At 36.4% G+C, this 15,909-nt stretch carries 14 protein-coding genes; 9 read left to right on the forward strand and 5 right to left on the reverse strand.

Annotated features, from left to right (window positions below; genetic code table 11):
* The first annotated feature begins 26 nt into the window (after positions 1-26).
* Entirely contained in the window at positions 27-1,103 is a 1,077-nt protein-coding gene (gene glpQ, locus QE177_RS13010; protein ID WP_280550295.1) for a glycerophosphodiester phosphodiesterase, read from the forward strand.
* Between the two features lie 61 nt (positions 1,104-1,164).
* On the opposite strand, the gene epmA is transcribed toward glpQ, so the two are convergent.
* The gene (gene epmA, locus QE177_RS13015) at positions 1,165-2,145 is read right to left on the reverse strand and encodes an elongation factor P--(R)-beta-lysine ligase (RefSeq protein ID WP_026821323.1); all 981 of its coding nucleotides are present in this window, start codon (positions 2,143-2,145) and stop codon (positions 1,165-1,167) included.
* Positions 2,146-3,070: 925 nt separating this feature from the next.
* Between epmA and frdA the strand changes: the two genes are divergently transcribed.
* The 7 genes from frdA (at position 3,071) to QE177_RS13050 (ending at position 9,345) form a co-directional block, all read left to right on the forward strand.
* Positions 3,071-4,867, forward strand: a complete 1,797-nt coding sequence (frdA, locus tag QE177_RS13020; protein WP_280550296.1) for a fumarate reductase (quinol) flavoprotein subunit — start codon at positions 3,071-3,073, stop codon at positions 4,865-4,867.
* Entirely contained in the window at positions 4,860-5,594 is a 735-nt protein-coding gene (locus QE177_RS13025) for a succinate dehydrogenase/fumarate reductase iron-sulfur subunit (protein ID WP_280550298.1), read from the forward strand. Before frdA ends, QE177_RS13025 begins: the two co-directional genes overlap by 8 nt.
* A gap of 9 nt (positions 5,595-5,603) precedes the next feature.
* A complete protein-coding gene (frdC, locus tag QE177_RS13030) occupies positions 5,604-5,996 on the forward strand; it encodes a fumarate reductase subunit FrdC (RefSeq protein ID WP_280550300.1) in 393 nt (130 codons plus the stop codon).
* Positions 5,997-6,009: 13 nt separating this feature from the next.
* Positions 6,010-6,366, forward strand: a complete 357-nt coding sequence (gene frdD, locus QE177_RS13035; RefSeq protein WP_180559361.1) for a fumarate reductase subunit FrdD — start codon at positions 6,010-6,012, stop codon at positions 6,364-6,366.
* Positions 6,367-6,717: 351 nt separating this feature from the next.
* Positions 6,718-7,176: a nuclear transport factor 2 family protein gene (locus tag QE177_RS13040; protein WP_280550301.1), complete on the forward strand. Its 459-nt coding sequence runs from the start codon at positions 6,718-6,720 to the stop codon at positions 7,174-7,176.
* 535 nt (positions 7,177-7,711) lie between these two features.
* A complete protein-coding gene (locus tag QE177_RS13045; RefSeq protein ID WP_280550302.1) occupies positions 7,712-8,350 on the forward strand; it encodes a DUF1007 family protein in 639 nt (212 codons plus the stop codon).
* A complete protein-coding gene (locus QE177_RS13050; protein WP_280550303.1) occupies positions 8,341-9,345 on the forward strand; it encodes a nickel/cobalt transporter in 1,005 nt (334 codons plus the stop codon). The genes QE177_RS13045 and QE177_RS13050 overlap by 10 nt, the downstream gene beginning before the upstream one ends.
* On the opposite strand, the gene QE177_RS13055 is transcribed toward QE177_RS13050, so the two are convergent.
* Positions 9,342-10,133 carry a sulfite exporter TauE/SafE family protein gene (locus QE177_RS13055; RefSeq protein WP_280550304.1) on the reverse strand — a complete coding sequence of 264 codons (792 nt, stop codon included), beginning with the start codon at positions 10,131-10,133 and terminating at the stop codon, positions 9,342-9,344. The two genes, QE177_RS13050 and QE177_RS13055, sit on opposite strands and share 4 nt — an antisense overlap.
* A 177-nt stretch (positions 10,134-10,310) precedes the next feature.
* Positions 10,311-11,672, reverse strand: coding sequence for an anaerobic C4-dicarboxylate transporter DcuC (gene dcuC / locus QE177_RS13060; RefSeq protein WP_280550305.1), 1,362 nt, complete (start codon positions 11,670-11,672; stop codon positions 10,311-10,313).
* A gap of 440 nt (positions 11,673-12,112) precedes the next feature.
* Between dcuC and mqo the strand changes: the two genes are divergently transcribed.
* Positions 12,113-13,777 (forward strand): malate dehydrogenase (quinone), encoded by a 1,665-nt coding sequence (gene mqo / locus QE177_RS13065; RefSeq protein WP_280550307.1) that lies wholly within the window; start codon positions 12,113-12,115, stop codon positions 13,775-13,777.
* 62 nt (positions 13,778-13,839) lie between these two features.
* Here the strand turns inward: mqo and QE177_RS13070 are convergent, their stop codons facing one another.
* Both QE177_RS13070 and QE177_RS13075 read right to left on the reverse strand, forming a co-directional pair.
* Positions 13,840-14,574 (reverse strand): molecular chaperone, encoded by a 735-nt coding sequence (locus QE177_RS13070; RefSeq protein ID WP_280550308.1) that lies wholly within the window; start codon positions 14,572-14,574, stop codon positions 13,840-13,842.
* Positions 14,571-15,908 (reverse strand): fimbrial protein, encoded by a 1,338-nt coding sequence (locus QE177_RS13075; protein WP_280550309.1) that lies wholly within the window; start codon positions 15,906-15,908, stop codon positions 14,571-14,573. The genes QE177_RS13070 and QE177_RS13075 overlap by 4 nt, the downstream gene beginning before the upstream one ends.
* Between the last annotated feature and the right edge of the window lies 1 nt (position 15,909).

Genomic DNA, 15,909 nt, shown 5'->3' on the forward strand with positions numbered 1-15,909 from the left:
CGATCATAATAAAGAGAATTATACTAATGAATATAAAATTAAATACCTTGGTTGCTAGTATGTTATTAGTTATATCGATGTCAACAATTGCCCAATCTAATGCAAAAGTTGTTATTGCTCATCGTGGGGCAAGTGGTTATCTGCCTGAACATACATTACCCGCCAAAGCAATGGCTTATGCACAAGGTGCCGATTTTCTTGAACAAGATCTGGTAATGACAAAAGATAATGAGCTGATTGTATTACATGATCACTATCTAGATAGCGTAACAGACGTTGCTGACCGCTTTCCAGGCCGTGCTCGCAAAGATGGTCGCTTTTATGCCATTGATTTTACCTTACCAGAAATTCGTTCACTTAAATTTACTGAAGCCTTTGAAATGAAAGATGGTAAAAAGGTGCAAACCTATCCTAACCGTTTCCCAATGGGAAAATCCAGCTTCCATATTCATACTTTTCAAGAAGAAATTGAATTTGTCCAAGGTTTAAATAAATCAACCAGCAAAAACATAGGCATTTATCCTGAAATTAAAGCACCTTGGTTTCATAAGCAAGAAGGAAAAGATATTTCAACTAGGGTGTTAGAAGTACTAAAGCAATATGGCTACAGCAACAAAAACGACAATGTCTATCTCCAGTGTTTTGATGCTAATGAGTTAAAACGTATTAAAAATGAGCTTTTCCCTAAATTAGGCATGGATTTAAAACTGGTTCAATTAATTGCTTATACTGACTGGCATGAAACTTATGAAGAGCAGCCTAACGGTAGCTGGACTAACTATAGCTATGATTGGATGTTCAAACCAGGCGCAATGAAAGAAGTGGCTAAATATGCTGATGGGATAGGGCCAGATTATCACATGCTAATTAGTGAAAACTCCAAGCCTGGTAAAATAAAGCTTACTACAATGGTTAAAGATGCACACAAAAATAAGTTAGTCGTTCACCCTTATACCATTCGGATTGATAAGCTACCAAATTATGTGAAAAACGGTGAACAACTATTTGATATTATCTATAACAAAGCTAATGTCGATGGTGCCTTTACCGATTTTCCTGATCTTGGGGTAAAATTTTTGCAAAAACAGCATCAACATCAATAACAACCACCGATAAACTCAGCGGTAACAATTTACCGCTGTTTGCTATTAGCTTACTAATATATTAAGCCCGCTCGATAGAAAAAGAGATAACATCACTGATTTTTTCTGCATTCAACGCCAACATAACTAAACGATCAATGCCTAAAGCAACGCCTGAACAATCAGGAATGACTTTATCTAATGCAGCAAGGAGACACTCATCAATAGGCTGTTCTGGTAAACCCATTTTTTCACGAATTTGGTTATCATGCTCAAAACGTTCTCTTTGTTCTTGTGCATCTGTCAACTCACGAAAACCATTAGCCAACTCAATACCCTTAAAATAAACTTCAAAACGTTCAGCAACCCGGTGATCTTCTTTACTAATTTCGGCTAATGCTGCCTGTGAAGCAGGGAAATGATAGATAACGGTGGGTTTATCTTTACCTAAATTAGGTTCAACTCCCATAGTAAACAAAAATTGTAACAACACATCCTTGTCTTCTTCTGTTTCTGCGTTATTTAAACCCAACTTCACTGCTGCATCACGCAATTGTTTTCTTTCTGATTCCAGTGCTAATGGATCAATATTTAGATAGCGCTGAAAAGCCTGTTGATATGATATCCGTTCAGTTGGTTGGCAATCCAAAATCTGTTGCAGCAAATCATCCACTTCATCAATAAGTCGATACATGTCATAATGGGGTCGATACCATTCAAGCATAGTAAACTCTGGATTATGGTAACGTCCCTCTTCTTCATTACGAAAAGCTTTAATTATCTGATATATAGGCCCACTGCCGGCCGCTAACAAACGTTTCATATGATATTCTGGGCTCGTTATCATATACAGTTTGGTGCTGTCAGCGATCACCGGAGCTATAAATTGGGTTTCAAACGGCGAGAGATGAATATCTGTTACCGTGAATTTGCTTAATATAGGCGTCTCTACTTCTACTACTCCCCGATCGATGAAAAAACGCCTGATTTCAGCAATAATTTTGGCTCTTTTCAGTAAGTTATTGATAGACGCGCTCGGTTGCCAATTCACTACCTCACTCATTGTAAAAACTCCAAAAAAGAATAAAGCGCGCCAGTTTACTCGCCTGTAAACAAATAAACAAATGTTTCATATCGTTAATCTCATCACTAGGTTTTTTAACAAAAATAAACTAACCCTTAGTTGAATAGTAAGAGAACCTGAAAATATTAATTAGTTGAAAGAAATAATTAATATTAGTTATAAGTTGATATAACTATTTTCTATATGATCTCCAATTTAGCTGAACAAAGAAAATATTTCAACTGAAAATCATCAAGCCATAAAAAACAAATTTAAATAATATCAATATGTTAAAAGAATTTAGAAGTTATTTTCAGCTATAAAATTAATAAAAAAACTAAAAATAATAATTTTTATGCATTAGTACAAATTTTTATTATTAAGGATACATTCATTTATAATAATTTTATAAACACAAAAATATTATAAATATGACTAAAATTATCTTATTGCTCATGGAAATATTATCAATGAATATATTTTATTGATTATAAAAAATACCAAAATGGAATAATGTTATATATCAATAAATAAGCACATAATTATACTATTTTTATTAAATAAATTTTATATTATTTATTAAGTTAGCAACAAAACTTGCTACTAGTGATTGTTTGAAATTTATTTAAAATCTTTATCAATAAAAAATAAAAACCAACTCAAAATCCACTCAGTTAATAAGATAACATATAAACTTAATTATACTCATTTTATGATCAAAAATAGCTAATTTTTAAAACAAATCTATTAGCTCTCACTTTTTATAAGCAAAATCCTAGAAAACTTGTACCTGAATCAAATCTCTGTCAGTAACAATTTGTTATAAATTGCTTAATAATAATTTATTGTTAATTATTAATCATAATTAAATAACAATGCCATAACAACATGAAGTTTATTTCAAATAGTAATGGAGAAGCATAGTGTGCAAACTTTTAATGCAGATTTAGCCATAATAGGAGCAGGTGGAGCTGGTTTAAGGGCGGCAATTGCTGCTGCTGAAGCTCATCCTCATCTGAAAATTGCTTTAATTTCAAAAGTCTACCCCATGCGCAGTCATACAGTTGCTGCAGAAGGTGGCGCAGCTGCAATCGCTCAATCCCATGATACCTATGATTATCACTTTAATGATACGGTTTCAGGCGGAGATTGGTTATGTGAACAAGATGTAGTTGAATATTTTGTCAAACATTGCCCAACCGAAATGACACAACTGGAATTATGGGGATGTCCATGGAGTCGTAAAAAAGATGGTACAGTGAACGTTCGTCGCTTTGGTGGAATGAAGATCGAGCGCACTTGGTTTGCCGCTGATAAAACCGGCTTCCATATGTTACATACTTTATTTCAAACCTCACTCAAATACCCACAAATCCAACGTTTTGATGAACATTTTGTGTTAGACATTCTTGTTGATGAAGGACGCGTACATGGCCTAGTCGCTATTCATATGATGGAGGGCACACATATTCAAATTAACGCAAATGCCGTTATTATGGCTACCGGCGGAGCGGGTCGTGTTTACCGTTATAATACTAATGGTGGAATTGTTACCGGTGATGGCATGGGTATTGCGTTGCGTCATGGTATTCCATTACGTGATATGGAATTTGTCCAATACCATCCAACTGGCTTGCCAGGCTCTGGAATACTTATGACTGAAGGCTGTAGAGGCGAAGGCGGGATCCTCATCAACAAAGATGGCTATCGTTATCTGCAAGATTATGGTTTAGGGCCTGAAACGCCACTGGGTAAACCAGAAAATAAATATATGGAATTAGGTCCACGAGACAAGGTTTCTCAAGCTTTTTGGCATGAGTGGCGTGCAGGCCGCACAATAAAATCATCTCGCGGTGATGTCGTACATCTTGACTTACGCCATCTGGGTGCAGAGAAACTACATGAGCGCCTGCCCTTTATTTGTGAATTAGCCAAAGCTTATGTCGGCGTCGATCCCGTTACCGATCCTATCCCTGTTCGCCCAACCGCGCACTATACAATGGGGGGTATTGAAACGGATCAGAAATGTGAAACATCAATTAAAGGTCTGTTTGCTGTGGGAGAATGTTCATCTGTTGGCTTACATGGTGCAAACCGCCTAGGTTCTAACTCATTAGCAGAATTAGTCGTTTTTGGGCGATTAGCTGGCACAGAAGCAGCAAAATATGCCACTGAAGTCTCTCCAGCAAATAATAATGCCATTGAATTAAAAGCGCGTGAAATTGAAACCAATTTAACCAAACTATTCAACCAAAAAGGTAAAGAGAATTGGGCTAACATCCGAGATGAAATGGGCATAGCAATGGAGGAAGGTTGTGGCATCTATCGAACACCAGAATTAATGCAAAAAACCATAAATAAATTAGCCGAACTTAAAGAACGCTTTAAACATATTGAAATTACAGATCATAGCAGCGTCTTTAATACTGCTCTGCTCTATACTATCGAATTAGGATTTAGTCTTGATGTAGCGGAATGCATGGCTCACTCTGCTTTCTATCGCCAAGAATCTCGTGGCGCCCATCAGCGTCTGGATGAAGGCTGTACTGAACGTGATGATGTTAATTTCCTAAAACATTCTCTTGCCTATTACGATTCACAAGGCGCACCGCATATAGCTTATCGTGATGTGAAAATTACCAAATTAGCACCAGCTAAACGCGTATATGGTGGTGAAGCAACAGCACAAGAGCAAGCAAATAAGGAGCAGGCGAATGGCTAAGATAAAAATACTGAAAATGGAGATCATTCGCTATAATCCTGAAACAGACGATGTCCCATATCCTGTCACTTATGAGGTTCCTTATGACGAACAAACCTCTTTGCTGGATGCTCTCGGTTATATTAAAGACCACTTAGCATCGGATCTCTCATACCGCTGGTCTTGTCGGATGGCCATATGTGGCTCTTGCGGTATGATGGTTAATCAAGTGCCTAAATTAGCCTGCAAAACTTTTTTACGGGACTATACAGATGGTTTAAAAGTAGAAGCATTGGGAAATTTTCCTATCGAAAGAGATTTAGTGGTAGATATGACCCATTTTATTGAGAGCCTTGAAGCGATTAAACCCTATATTATTGGTAATAATCGTAAAGTTAGTGATGGCCCTAATAAACAAACACCTAGTCAAATGGCGAAATATCATCAATTCTCTGGCTGTATTAATTGTGGTCTCTGTTATGCAGCTTGCCCTCAATTTGGTCTTAATCCTGAATTTATCGGCCCCGCGGCGATCACACTGGCACAACGTTATAACCTCGACAATCGCGATAAAGGCCAAAAAAAACGCATGCCATTACTAAATAGCGATAATGGGGTATGGAGTTGTACATTTGTCGGTTACTGCTCTGAAGTATGTCCTAAACATGTTGATCCTGCCGCGGCAATTCAACAAGGAAAAGCAGCAAGTGCTGAAGATTTTATTATCGCTATGTTGAAACCAAGCTAAGGAAAAAAAATGACGACAAAACGTAAGCCCTATGTTCGCGAAATGTCATCAAATTGGTGGCAACAGATTGAATTTTATCGTTTTTATGTTATCCGTGAAGCAACTGCCATCCCACAAATTTGGTTTAGCTTAGTCGTGCTTTATGGCGTTTTTTCATTACAAGCCGGTCCTGAAAATTGGTCTAATTATGTTGCCTTGCTCCATAATCCTATCGTTTTACTAATTAATATTTTCACTTTAATAGCGACTTTATTTCATACAAAAACCTGGTTTGAACTGGCGCCTAAAGCGGTCAATATTGTGATAAAAAATAAAAAAATAGCCCAAGAAAGCATCATAAAATTACTCTGGGGTATCACTTTTCTAGTAACAATCATTATCTTAGCTATAGCGCTAATATAACCTAAGGAGAACAATGATGAATCACCCTCCTAAACGTTCTGATGAACCTATTTTTTGGGGATTATTTGGTGCTGGGGGTATGTGGAGTGCAATTGTCTCTCCCGCTATTATTCTTTTGCTAGCAATTTTAATTCCTTTAGGTTTAGCACCAGAAATGTTCAGTTATGAACGCATTCTGACATTTTGCCAAAGCTTTATTGGTCGTATTTTTTTGCTATTAATGATCATTTTGCCTATTTGGTGTGGGCTACATCGACTTCATCATGGCATGCATGATCTAAAAATAGCAATTCCGGCCGGTAAATGGATTTTTTATGGTGCTGCTGCCATCATTAGCGTTATTGCTATTATTGCTATCATCAAACTCTAATCAGAACTAATCTAATAATAAAGCCAGATTGTATCTAACCATCTGGCTTTTAGATTTGTTATCAATATTGATTAATTTAACTTACAGACAGGGTAGTAACCGCTCGTTCCAGTTCGTCTATATTATCAGCCATCAAATACGGACGAATGACTGCAAACTCTACAGTACATGAATTTATAAATTAAAATTTTAAAAGACTAGGCTTGGAAACATTTCCGTGAAAATTTCAATCTTTTTACCGATTCTGACTATTGCTGAAATAGGTTACTAAACGTATAAAAAATTATTTCGATATGAAATAATAATTACACTAAATTATCATAAAAAATAATACTTACTAGCGAGACGTTTATGAGAAAACTGAATTATTTAACTATTCCATTAATTTTACTTTCTAGCTATACATATGCTCTTGAGAAAACACACAAATGTATAAAGGTAGATCAACAACAAATTGCTAGTTTATTTGATCGCTGGAATGATTCATTGAAAAGTGGCGATGCAAAAAAAGTTTCGGCAAACTATCTCGCGGATGCAGTCTTATTACCAACTATATCAAATCAGGTTCGTTTAACCGATGCTGAACGTATCGATTATTTCAAACACTTTTTAGCCAAAAAACCGGTAGGAAAAATTGATAACCGAACTATTCGTATTGGTTGCAATAAAGCTATAGATATCGGTACTTATACTTTTACCTTTAAAGATAAATCCACAGTTTCCGCTCGTTATACATTTACCTACGTTTGGGATGGTAAAGAGTGGAAAATATCAACCCATCATTCATCTGAAGTACCGGCAAATAAGTAAAATTTTTTTAATTAGCCAACCACTTTAAGTAACGCTATTCCGGGGTGACTAATTAGATAGTCACCAATTTCAATTAAAATTAGCTTAAAAAAATAAATACTATTTTTCCATCGCTTCATTTTGCCCTTGCTGACTAACATTTTATAAATACATCCTTGTATCATTAAACTTCCTTGTTCTTCTATTTTTAACCTAATAACTTAAATGACTTCCAATCGTTTAAAACGTTCGATATAAACATTTATCATTTGTAAAAACTATTAATGCGAAAATATCGATCGAATAAAGCGATTGATTAATCTACTTATGACTGAACCAGCTGGTTTAAACGACAATATATTTATTATTAAAGGAAATATAATTCAATATTGCGGAAAATTTTAAGTAAATATAAGTAATAAACCTTTTAACCGATTAAATAGCAAAGTAACATTTAATTATCAAAGAAAATTGATAGCATAAAATATGCTATTTTCGGTTAATCAAATTATCCTACTTGATGGCTCAAATGTGTTATTACAAATTAGTGACCATAGTGAAAATTTTTTTGCAACGTTTGCTAGCTGCGTTGACATTATGCTATTCGATAACTGTTTTTGCTCATCCCCACAGTTTTATTGATATGCAAAACCAATTCCAAATAAAAGATGGTAACCTCATTGCGATGAAAATGACTTGGGTTATGGATCCCATGACATCAGCAGATTTACTTTATGATGCACAACAGGCAAAAGAAAGTGATCAAGTGTGGAAGCAATTAAGTGCTGAAGTCATGGCTAATATTATTAAGCAACACTATTTTACCTCTCTATATGATAAGAATAAGTTAATAAAATTTCGCTTTTACCCTAAAGAGTATCACTTATCACGCAAAGGCAACCAAGCTGTACTCTCTTTTACGTTAGAATTAGCTAAACCAGAACCTTTAACGAGTAAGACATTAACCGTAATGACTTATGACCCGAGTTATTATGTTGATATGACTTATCGCAGCAAAAAGCAAATTTCATCGCTAACTGATACCTTATCTCAATGCCAAATTCAACTGATAACACCTAAGCCCAGCACATCGATGATCGATTACGCCCTTTCTCTTGATAAAGGAGAAACACCTCAAGAAGACCTTAGTCTCGGCCAACAATTTGCGCAAAAGGTAAACATAACATGTCAATAATGCCTAGTAAGCCTGCAATCAATTCATTTAATAAAAAATACTTTATAGTAATCGGATTATTTAGTTCCGTTTTTATTGTATTGTCATTTTATCTGTACAAATATTGGCATCTTGGGTTACAACTAGCGATCACTTGGCAGCGGGAACTTAATCAACATCTTTCGTCTCTTCTGATTCGTGTGGCAAACTCGCCAACTGAAGCAGGATTATTACTGGTTGGTTTTAGCTTTTTATATGGTTTATTGCATGCTTTGGGACCAGGACATGGCAAAATCATTATTACCACTTATATTGCCACCCACTCTTCAAGACTAAAAAAAAGCCTTACCCTTACGCTATTAGCATCCTTATTACAGGGATCTATTGCTATTCTTTTAACATCCATTGTTCTAGGATTGTTCCAGCTATCTAGCCGACACTTACATCTAAGTAGCTTTTGGTTAGAAAAATTAAGTTACGGCTTGGTCTTTATCCTTGGTCTGCTATTATGTCTAAAAGCAATTTCTCGACTAAGAAAGATATTTAAAAAATCTCGGCATGCTCCTTATCAATTTACTAAAATTCATTCGCCCACCCAACATCAACATTCTCCTGACTGCAATTGTGGCCACAAACACGTATTGTCTGATGAAGAATTACAAGGCAATTGGCGAACTCAACTTGCAGTCATTGCCGCAATGGGATCACGTCCCTGCTCTGGCGCACTAATTGTTCTACTTTTTTCCTATGTAATTGGTGTTTATTTTTGGGGGATTATTGCCGCACTAATCATGGCCTTAGGAACTGCAATAACAATTAGTGGAATTGCATTACTGGTCCATAGTGCTCGTCATCTAGCAATTCGCTATTCAAAATGGCAAGGATTTAAAATCAGTCCTTACTGGACTTTAGGGATAATGTTAATTGGCGGAATAGTGTTAACCATTGTGGGATTACTTATGTATCAAAGTGTTGAAATTCCAAAAACGGTGGGTTCTTATATTTTTAGTCGTTAAAAATAGTGCCATAATTTTATACTCATCATTATGGCACTTGATAAAATAAATAATAACGTTAGATACTGCAAAACACGATCAGATAAATGCAACATTAAATATTTGGCCAGCGGGATAGTCATCAATGACCCTATGCATAGGGTAAATGCCAGAACAATATGAGTATGCCCATCCCGCATATAGGCAATTGCTGATGAACCTGACAAAATAGTGGTGACAAAAATTGCGGTACCAATTGCTTGTTTGATAGATAATTTTAAATACCGTAATAATAGTGGCAATACAACAACACCACCACCTACTCCAGTAGCACCCAGTACTACCCCAGCACTGATAGCCGGCAACCATAAAGACCTTATATCAATAGTGTTATTTTCTTCAAATTGATTTAAAGAAAATGCAAAAAATATACGATAGATAAAGAGAAAAAGGGAATAAATAATCGCGACTACAATAAAGATATTAATGGCTAATTCAACTTGCGGTTGATAACCTTGCCATTGACTAAAATAACTTACTAGAAAACTTGTCAATACTGTGGCTGGTATCATAATAGCTAACACAACCACAGCACTTTTAATTGGAACATTGCCTAAACGAAAATGCATATAAGAAGATGAGATTTTCATCAGCATAGAAAGAAAATTGGCGGTTGCAACCGCAGACAAGGCATCCATACCAAAAAAATAGGTTAAAACCGGTAATACAATAACTCCCCCGCCAACGCCCGTTAAGCTAATGACTAATCCCAAAATTGCGCCAATTATCAATTCTGTTAGCAAAAACATGATTAATTACCTTGCATGGAGAATTTACACTAGCTATCAAATAGATCGTCAGGATGTGGATAGTTAATGATAAAAATCGATCCTGGCTATGAGGTTAAAATACGGCTAAAACACCTGATCATCAAAGCCGGAACACAATGACAAGCATGGAGCCGGATTTGATGTCAAAGGGAAAATTTATACAGGATGAACTGGAACTAAAACTTCAGTCGCAATAATAACAACCAATAATCCAACTAAAACTGGAATAGACGTACGTTTAACCACTTCAAAAGGTGATATTTTCGCCATCCCTGACACAGCAACCACCACACCTGACACCGGAGACATTGTTCGACCAAGATTAGAGGCCTGTAACATAGGGATAACTAGGTAAGTTGGATTAATGCCCATTTGTGCGGCTAACCGTGGGATCAATTCAACAAAAGAGTAAAATGGTGCATTACCGGAACCTGTCGTCATTGCCGCCAACATAGTAATCACCACCAGCACAATCATCATAATAATAGCGCCAGAGCCAAAAGATTGTGATAAATTAATCAAAGAGGTAATAAAACCGATAGTACTTAACCCTTGGGCAAATACCCCGGCAGCCACCAGCAGTACGACAACTGAGACAAATGCATCCGCCATACCACGATAACAAATATCTAACCCATCAAACACTGTTTTTACTTTAAAATAGCGCACAAATTCAATCAAGCTTGTTAGAATAATACAGCCAACAATAATGGTAATGATATGTAATTGAGGTGCCCATTTACCATCAAAAATTAATACCCCAATAATGGGTGTAAAAGGTAAAATAGCATAATAGTCAGGCGCTTTGGTCTTAATTTCATTAACATCAAGTTTTTCTATTTTTACTTGTTCCCGTTTATCAAGATAGCGTTGCCAAAAAAAGTGGCTAATGGCCATCGCAATAATAGCAATAATCGATATAGGTAACGTGGTTTTAAAAGCAAAATCGATTAGTGGCATGCCTGATGCTTTTGCTGCTAAAACTACATCACCTGATGTAGGAGCCAAAATTATTGCAGCAGGTGAGGCACAAATTGCTGCAGCAGCGCCACGGCTAATGCCGACATTAACCATAATCGGAAATAGGGTCGCCATCAATAAGACGCCTAGTCCAGCCGCTGAAGACACAGCCAGTGACATTAAGCAAGCAACAATATACGCCGCAACCATCAGTGCATAGGGTGAATTGATCATTTGTAATGGCTTAGACGCTATTTTTACCACAACATCATTAGCTCCAATATGGGTCATATAGGCAGCAAAACCACATAAGATCATAATCATCATGCCTAAATCACCACCACGGCTCATCAGTAAGTATTTGATATATTCTAAAATATCGGTGGTTTTCCAACCCGTCACTGGCACATCGTTAGGTAATATATTTTTTCCCATAATAGCGCTGATAATAAGCAGCAATATGCCGCCAATCATTAAAACACCGGTAGCTGAATAGCCTTTAATAATATAACGACCTATACCAATCGTAACCAATACACCAATTAAGAGTTCCATCATTTTATTCCTCTACATCTACCCCAGGGTCGTCAAAATAGTAATAAAAATTTATTTAATCATTATGAATATTATTTATTTTAATAATAAAGTAACGATGAAAAAACAATTTACCGATTAAAGTTTGATTAATAACAGTATTATCACCAACTTCGCCTATTTTATCAGCATAAAAATACTTGCAGTTAAGTAGTATTATCACTGTTTTTATCTTTATTACTTATTTTTAGAACACTAAACGTGCTTTATTTATACCTAATTATAAGTATTTTTTATAAAAAATTAAACTTTTACTACTATTTAACAATCAAAAATATAAGAATAATTTATATAAAACAATAAATTAAAGCATTTAATATATAATTATTGCGCAGCGAGCAACAGAATACCATAATTAATTTTTATGTTTGATGTGATCATCGATAATTAAGGTACATTTTCATATGAAGAGATCATTAAAATATACAGCTGTGATTATTGGTTTATTAATAATTATTTTATTAATTTATTTATTTAGGCCGACAGCTTCATACCCGATCAAAACTTCAACCAATGAACCTACTGTTAATATTGTACTTATCGGTGCTGGTATCATGAGTGCCACATTAGCAACATACTTAGCGGAATTGCAACCAGATTGGCAAATCCGCATGTATGAGCGACTAGATAGTATTGCCGGTGACACCTCTAATGGCTGGAATAATGCCGGTACCGGTCATTCAGGCTTTATGGAAATGAACTATACACCAGAAAAAAATGGGCAAATCGATATCACTCAAGCCATAGAAATTGCCAATCAATTCGAAATTTCTAAACAATTCTGGGCTTATCAACTAAAACATCGCGTTCTTCACCAATCTCAAACTTTTATAAATCCTGTGCCACATATTGCCTTTGTTTGGGGAAAAGATGACGTTAATTTCTTAGCAAAACGCTATGCAGCTATGATCAAAAATCCTATGTTTTATGGCATGAAATATTCTACCTCATTGGACGAGATTAAATCGTGGGCACCACTAATTATAGAAGGAAGAGATGAAAAACAACCTGTTGCAGCAACACGTATGGATATTGGCGCTGATGTAAACTATGGTGAAATAACTCGTCAGTTAGTTGCCAATCTGCTTAAACATCCAAACTTCAAATTACAAACCAGAACCGAAGTGAACGCAATTAGTCGTAATGATGATGGCACTTGGAGTATCGGTTTTAAAAATCTTACAACCGGCGAAGAGAGTCATATAAAAACGCGTTTAGTTTTTATTGGTGCCGGCGGTGCAACAATTAAATTATTACAATACACAGGGTTAGAAGAAGCAAAACAGTATGCCGGATTTCCGGTCGGTGGTGAATTTCTGGTTACCGATAATCCTGAGGTGGTAGATAGGCATACAGCAAAAGTTTATGGAAAACCAGCACTTGGCGCTCCCCCTATGTCAGTTCCTCATATTGATACGCGCTATTTAGAGGGTAAAAAATATGTGCTATTTGGACCTTTTGCCACTTACTCAAATAAATTTCTCAAATATGGTAGCCAACTCGATCTTTTTGCTGCTACTAATGACAGTAATATAATTTCCATCATTGCTATTGGCATCAAACATTTAGATTTAGTGAGATATTTAGTCAGTCAATTAATGTTAAATGATGAAGAACGTTATCAGTCTTTGTTAGAATATTATCCCAACGCCAAAAAAGAAGATTGGAAATTAGTTATCGCTGGGCAACGAGTGCAAATCATAAAGAATGCCAAAAACAAACCCGTTACATTACAGTTTGGTACTGAAACTTTTATCTCAAATGATAAGACCGTCTTTGGTTTGCTTGGCGCTTCACCTGGCGCATCAACCTCCCCTTATATTATGTTAAATTTATTAGAGAGAGCGTTTCCCGATAGAGTCAAAAATCAGTGGAATGCCAAATTGCATGAAATCATTCCATCTTATGGCCAGCATTTAGAACAAAATCCAACATTACTTAATCAGATTCGCCGATACACCAGTGAAATATTAGGCCTTAATTATATTGTTCCGCAACAGGAACAAACTAATCAACCAATGATACCCAAGCAACAGCAAGCAAATACAAGATGCTCTTTTGTTAAATAAAAGTTAATTACCAACATAAAGTTTAGATTTATAGTTTTTAACTATTGATATAAGCAAGCAAACTAGGGTGTTTGAAAAGTAGCTACTTCTCGAATAGAAAAACCTGCGTCATTTATATATGAAAAAACTATCCGTCCAGCCTGCTGAGAAAAGGATTGTTCAAAATGATATATACGCTCTGAAAATGGCGGGCTCATCATATCCATCTCTTGTTTAATCAAATAGCGCTTATGCGGACTCTCAAAAAAGATTTGTGAGAAAGAAATATGAAAAGGTAATGGATTTTTGCAGACTAATACCCATTCTTCGCCTTTTTGTTGCAGTTTGAAGGTAATTTTATCTGCTAACTTAGCAGGAAAATCAGCCAGTTTTGTCGGGCGGTAAAACAATTTTAATTGGGTATTCATTGCCAAGCTTACTTTAGGATTATCCTGATTTAACGCTTGATCATGCAAATTAGGCGGTATTTCATACAAATTTAACCAAAAAGCTGACTCTCTATCAGCGGGCAAATAATCACCATTATAAATAATCCTAATCGCTTGGATCTTTTGCGCCGGTAGATGAAAAATCGAAGCAAGCACCACAAAAGGTGTTTCTGTCTGTGGATCGGCTTCACCATGATCAACCCAATTTTGGACAATAACCGGATAGCTATTAGTATTAGCTAACAATATAGAACGTTCTTTATCACCTTGATGGTAAATAACTCGGGTCATATTGGCCATGATCCCGGCTTTTCCTGTTATCAACCAGAATAGTGATAAGTATGCTACAAAAACCGTTAATCGCTTCATTGTACTTTTACCAATACATATGCCGTAGCATGTATTTTTCCTGGTTTAATAACTTGACCTGGCAATTGCTGCAATACTGCTGTGTATGAGTGTAAGTAATGTGTATAACCAGAAACGGAAGGCCCCAAATTTTTAGCATCTCTAAGCACAGGATACCAACCGGCATTTTCTCCACTTGGCCCCATACCAGTAATACCGGGTTGAGCTACAAATACCATCGGTTGTTGAGTAACGCTATTACGTAAGGTAATACCCACTCCGGTTGCTAATGTAGGATCAACGCCATAATTATCTGAAACTAGAGCCATTACACCACCTTGGGAATTAATTAAATTTAATCCTTGTGCAGCGCGATAAGCACCGGGTGACACCTGAATACCAATCGCTGTTTGCCCTCCTGTTGTACCTGAGTTCACATTATCACTACATTCGATTTGGACAGAGATATCAGCTTCTCTGGTACCACCTGCCAATAACTCTTGGCTAGAAATAGTCGGAAAAAGCACTAATGGTGTCGCATTTCTTGCCACACAAGTGGCGTTGTTACTCAGCGTAACAGACTGACGCAAACCATAGCCAAAGCCATTATCTACTCCCCAAAAACGAAATTTATAGGCAGAATCTTCGCCTTCGTTATCATGTACAATTCCCGGGCCAACAAATTGAATATAAGCATTCGGTTGGGTACATTGATAATTTGTGCCAGTTGCACTGGCATAACCTAATCCGCGTGTACCTAGCCCACCACAATAATTTGAAGCCGCATTACTGGCTGGAATTGTACTAACACGATAGAGTTCCACTTGCATTGGCGGGATATCTTGTAATCGAATATGTATTTTACCTTTTCCTGGTTGGCTTCCTTCAACCAGTAAATAAGTTGTAAGCGGAACCCTTTTCCAACTACGTTGCACCACAACACCTGCCATGGTTTGTTTTATACCAACATAAGCAAGCCAAGATGCATATACACCAGGCAATCCATCAATAAGACCCGTTTCATGAAATCCACCGACTCTATCATCACCATTGGTTGCTACCAGAAAATAAAGCTGAGGCAGATCAGCCTCATCACAGATCCATAATACCGAAGAGGCATTCGCGCCACCAAAAGTATAAGCGGTTGGTGGAACAACGATAGAAGCAAGTAAAGAACCAACCGGCTGAAAATAAGTATCCGTTAGATTAACGCGACCAAAGAGCATCTGGGCTGAACGATTATCTTCAGTCTGAGAAACACCCGTTATTCTACAATTTGCGCTCACAACGAACGATATAGTAAAAAGGATTATGATTAATAAACATGTTCTTAACCAATTAGAGGTATATTTCATT

The organism is Arsenophonus sp. aPb (genome assembly GCF_029873475.1).
Lineage (GTDB): Bacteria > Pseudomonadota > Gammaproteobacteria > Enterobacterales > Enterobacteriaceae > Arsenophonus.